The sequence below is a fragment of the Bradyrhizobium sp. genome (assembly GCF_019244115.1).
In the GTDB taxonomy this organism is placed as follows: domain Bacteria; phylum Pseudomonadota; class Alphaproteobacteria; order Rhizobiales; family Xanthobacteraceae; genus Bradyrhizobium.
Genome location: NZ_JAFATE010000857.1, coordinates 1 through 3798, shown reverse-complemented (window position 1 = coordinate 3798; position 3798 = coordinate 1). Strand labels below are relative to the sequence as shown.

The 3798-nt window shown below is 61.2% G+C and carries 3 protein-coding genes and 2 pseudogenes; 2 read left to right on the top strand and 3 right to left on the bottom strand.

The features are described 5' to 3' along the window. Positions 1 to 247 (bottom strand): annotated as a pseudogene (locus tag JOZ76_RS36265) (amino acid ABC transporter permease); the annotation flags it as partial. Positions 248 to 308: 61 nt separating this feature from the next. Next, positions 309 to 1145, bottom strand: coding sequence for a transporter substrate-binding domain-containing protein (locus tag JOZ76_RS36260; RefSeq protein ID WP_291706178.1), 837 nt, complete (start codon positions 1143 to 1145; stop codon positions 309 to 311). A gap of 181 nt (positions 1146 to 1326) precedes the next feature. On the opposite strand from JOZ76_RS36260, the gene JOZ76_RS36255 reads away from it, so the two are divergent. After that, positions 1327 to 2328 carry a LysR family transcriptional regulator gene (locus JOZ76_RS36255; protein ID WP_291706177.1) on the top strand — a complete coding sequence of 334 codons (1002 nt, stop codon included), beginning with the start codon at positions 1327 to 1329 and terminating at the stop codon, positions 2326 to 2328. On the opposite strand, the gene JOZ76_RS36250 is transcribed toward JOZ76_RS36255, so the two are convergent. Continuing rightward, positions 2316 to 3368 (bottom strand): asparaginase, encoded by a 1053-nt coding sequence (locus JOZ76_RS36250; RefSeq protein ID WP_291706176.1) that lies wholly within the window; start codon positions 3366 to 3368, stop codon positions 2316 to 2318. The two genes, JOZ76_RS36255 and JOZ76_RS36250, sit on opposite strands and share 13 nt — an antisense overlap. A 112-nt stretch (positions 3369 to 3480) precedes the next feature. On the opposite strand from JOZ76_RS36250, the pseudogene JOZ76_RS36245 reads away from it, so the two are divergent. Then, positions 3481 to 3798, top strand: a pseudogene (locus JOZ76_RS36245) (lyase family protein); the annotation flags it as partial.

The following is a 3798-nucleotide window of genomic DNA, read 5'->3' as shown; positions in this document are numbered from 1 at the left end:
GTGGCGTGTTCCGGAAGAGCGCGACGTAGCCGCGCACCACCGCAGCGCCGAGGCCCTTGCTGAGCGTCAGGACCGCAGCGCCAATCGCCCCGATGACGATCGAAAAGAACGAGCAAAACAGAATCAGCAAAAGCGTGTTGCCCAGTCCTGTGATGAAGCGTTCGAAGTCGAATGCGTCATAGAAGATGGTCAGGTTTATTCCGGAATCAGCGAGATGTCGAAAGAACGTCTGGATGTCGGCAATCATGTTCCCTGACCCTTTCGTCGGCCCGGCGCGCGACCGCACCGGACTTGTCGCTTCGCAAGAATCAGTTGATATGGTCCTTCAGCGCCTCATGCATCTTGATCAGGTAGGCCGAGTTCTTGATGCCGTTGGCCTTCTCCGCTTCGAGCAACGTGCCGTCGCGGTGCATCTCCGAGATTACGCCCGCCACGAAGTAGTAGAAGGGTGAGAACTGGTCGGCCTGACGCACTGCCATGCCCCAGGGCGTGTCGGCCTGGATTGGTAACGGCATCTGGTAGTCGGCCCACTTAGGGTCGCTCAGGCGGACGTTGATCTGGTTATCGTCCTCGAGAAGGCCTATGCAACGCCCCTGCGTCATCGCGGCTTCGGTCTCGGCAGTGCCCGGGAATGCGAGAACCTTGATGCCGAACTGCTCCTGTGCCGGCTTGTTGTACCAGGCCCCTTGGACGGCGCACAAAGTCTGGCCGGAGATCTGCTTCCACTCGGTCGCTTTGATTGCCTTGGGTATGAAGACCGTGTAGCCGGACGAATAGTAGTTGGGATGCACGAAGGCGATGATCTTGCGCCGCTCGGCAGTGTCGGAGGCAGACGCGAGCATCAGGTCGATCTGGCCCTGCGCCAGGAATTCGAACCGGTTGGCGGAATTGACCTTGACGAACTCGGCCTTGACGCCGAGCGCTTTGGCGATCTTGTTACCGATATCGACTTCCATCCCCTTGAAGCCGCCGTCGGCCGCGCGATACGACCATGGGACGTAATCGTCTTTGGTGCCGATCTTCAAAACGCCGGCCGCCTTCACGCGACAAAGCGTATCGGTGCCGCAGTTGAGCGTTTGGGCGTGCGACGCGGATCCGACGCAAGCGATGCTGGCGGCCAGGGCCAATGTCTTGAGGTTGATCATCCAAGTCTACTCCCATGGAGGTTGAACGCTGTGCGAGCTGACCTGCGCGAAAGTCCTTGTTGCCTAACTTTTCATCGCGCCTGTGATGCAGGCACATCAAGCCTGTTGAATCTCCTGTCTTGCGGCAATAGCAAATCGGCAATAGTAGTGGGATTACTGGAGACTTTTACTTTAGCTTCATATGCCGCTTCCCGATCTGAATGCGCTGGAGATCGCCGCCACCGTTATTGAGGAAGGCAGCATGAGCGCGGCAGCAGCTCAGCTCGGCATGACGCAGTCTGCGGTATCTCAGGCGATGAAGCGTGCTGAGGCGCAACTCGATGTGACGCTGGTACACAGGGAGCGCCGCCCTCTGGTCCCGACCGAGGCCGGCAGGGTTCTCGTGGCCCATATCCGTGAAATCGGTCTCAGGGCCGAGCGGGCGATCGAGGAGATCAGGGCAACAGCTTTGCGGCCGGAGCGCCAGGACCTCCGTCTCGGCATGGTCGATACCTTCGCGTCGGCGGTCGGACCTGCCCTGATCCGCGATCTGTTGGAAGGTTCCATCGCACTGCGCGTGACCGCTTTCTCCGGCCTCGTTCACGCCCATACCGATGCCCTGATGCGGCACGAAATTGACGCGGCGATTAGCTCAGATCTGCTGGAAGGGGTCGACGGCCTGATGCGCTTTCCGCTGTTCCGCGAGCCATTCCTGCTGGTCTGCCCCGTCGCCTGGAGCGACACGCTGCGCAATCGGCCGTTACGCGAAGTACTGTTTGAGCACCGGCTGATCCGCTACAGCGCCCGCTCACATACGGGTGCTCAGATCGAGCGGCACCTAAGGAGGCTTCGAATCGAGCACCCACAAGTGCTTGCCTTTGATACATCGGATTCGCTGCTGGCCATGGTTGCAGGTGGCGTCGGAGTGGCGATCAGCACCCCGCTCTGCCTCCTCCAGGGCGCGATCCATTTCCCTGGGCTGGCCGTGCTACCGTTGCCGAGCCCAGGCTTTTCGAGAGAGCTGACGCTCATCACCCGGCGTGGGGAGTTCGATACGCTCGGACCGCGCATCGCCAAGGCCGCCCGCGAGATGCTACGGCGCTACACGCTGCCGCAGATCATTGGACAGATACCCTGGCTCGCAGAGATGTCGAGCGGCATGGTGTGGGCTCCGACCTCGCCGGAAGATGTTCAGGCCGATTGAAAGACACTTTCGATGCTGCGGGGGCTATCGCCTCGCGCCAGACAGAGCGCGAGCAATATCCGGGCCTTTTGCGGGCTGAGGTCGTTGCCGGCAATGATGCCGAGGCTCTGGTGCCGGGCGCTATCGACAACCTGTCCCGCGCCCGTGCGCGACGACTGGACGACAATGATCCCAGCGGACACCGCATCCGCCAGGGCGGCGGTCTCGGCGGGCGACCCCAATCCAGGGCCGAACCCCGCGGACACGATACCCTTCGCACCGCCTTCCGCGAAAGCCCTGATGGCGCACCCGTCGGCGCCGACGTAGCTGTAGGTTATGTCGACGCGCGGCAGCCGGCGCAACAGATCGCGTGGAAACAGAAGAGCAGGTCGATGCGGCTCCAGCCTTGCAAAGGTCACCGTCGGCCCGTCGACTGTACCGATCGGCCCCTGCCAAGGCGATTGGAAGGCATTCAGTCGCAGCGTGTGAGACTTGGTGACGGCACGCGGGCAATGAACCTCGTCATTCATGACGACGAAGACCCCGCCACCAGTACGGGTGGCGGCGACGCGGACAGCGGCCGCGAGATTGGCGCCTGCGTCCGAAGAGATGCCCGTGAGCGGGCGCATGGACCCCGTAACGACGACTGGAACCTGCAGGTCCAAAATCAACGACAGGAGCCATGCGGTTTCCTCGAGGCTGGCCGTTCCGTGGCCGACCACGATTCCAGCCAGCGTGGAATCGCTGGCAAGCTCGCAGCACAGGTCGGCCAGATCTGCCCAGTCGGTCAGAGAAATCGCCGTGCTATCGATCTGCCGGAAATCGACGGGCACGATATCGGCGACCGCGTCCTGCAAGCCCGTTCGCTCAAGGATCTCGCGCGCGTCCACGCGCGCGCCCGACGCGTTGTAGTCAAGCAGATCGAACGGGTCGCTTCCAATGGAGGCAATCGTTCCCCCGGTTCCGATGAAGGCGATCCTTGGCCGCAAAACATCGTCCTCCTTAAGGACACTATTCGAATAGCGGGAGGGCAGCAGGATCGCAACGACCGGAACGGACAATAAGTTCAAATAATGTAGTTCAGTAAAAGACTTTAAGTCTGACCTCATCAGTTCAAAACCTCAGACGGCTTTGTCATGGTCGCGCGCATCGTTAAGCCAGGTGGAGCCCAACATGCCAAGCACTCGTATCGACACCGACAGTCTGGGATCCCGGCAGCTCCCCGCAGGAGTCCTCTATGGGGTGGTCACGCTCCGCGGTCAGGAGAATTTCGACATCTCCTTCCATAAACTCGGCGATGCACCGGAGTTGCGGACCGCGCTTGCGCGCATCAAGCACGCGGCTGCGGCAGCCAATCGCGACATCGGCGTGCTGCCGCCCGATCTTGCGGAGGTGATCATCGCGGCCTCGGTCGAAGTCGAGAACGGCCTGCATGCCGATCAATTTATCGTCGATCTCCTGGAAGGATCGGGCGGCACCTCCATCAACATG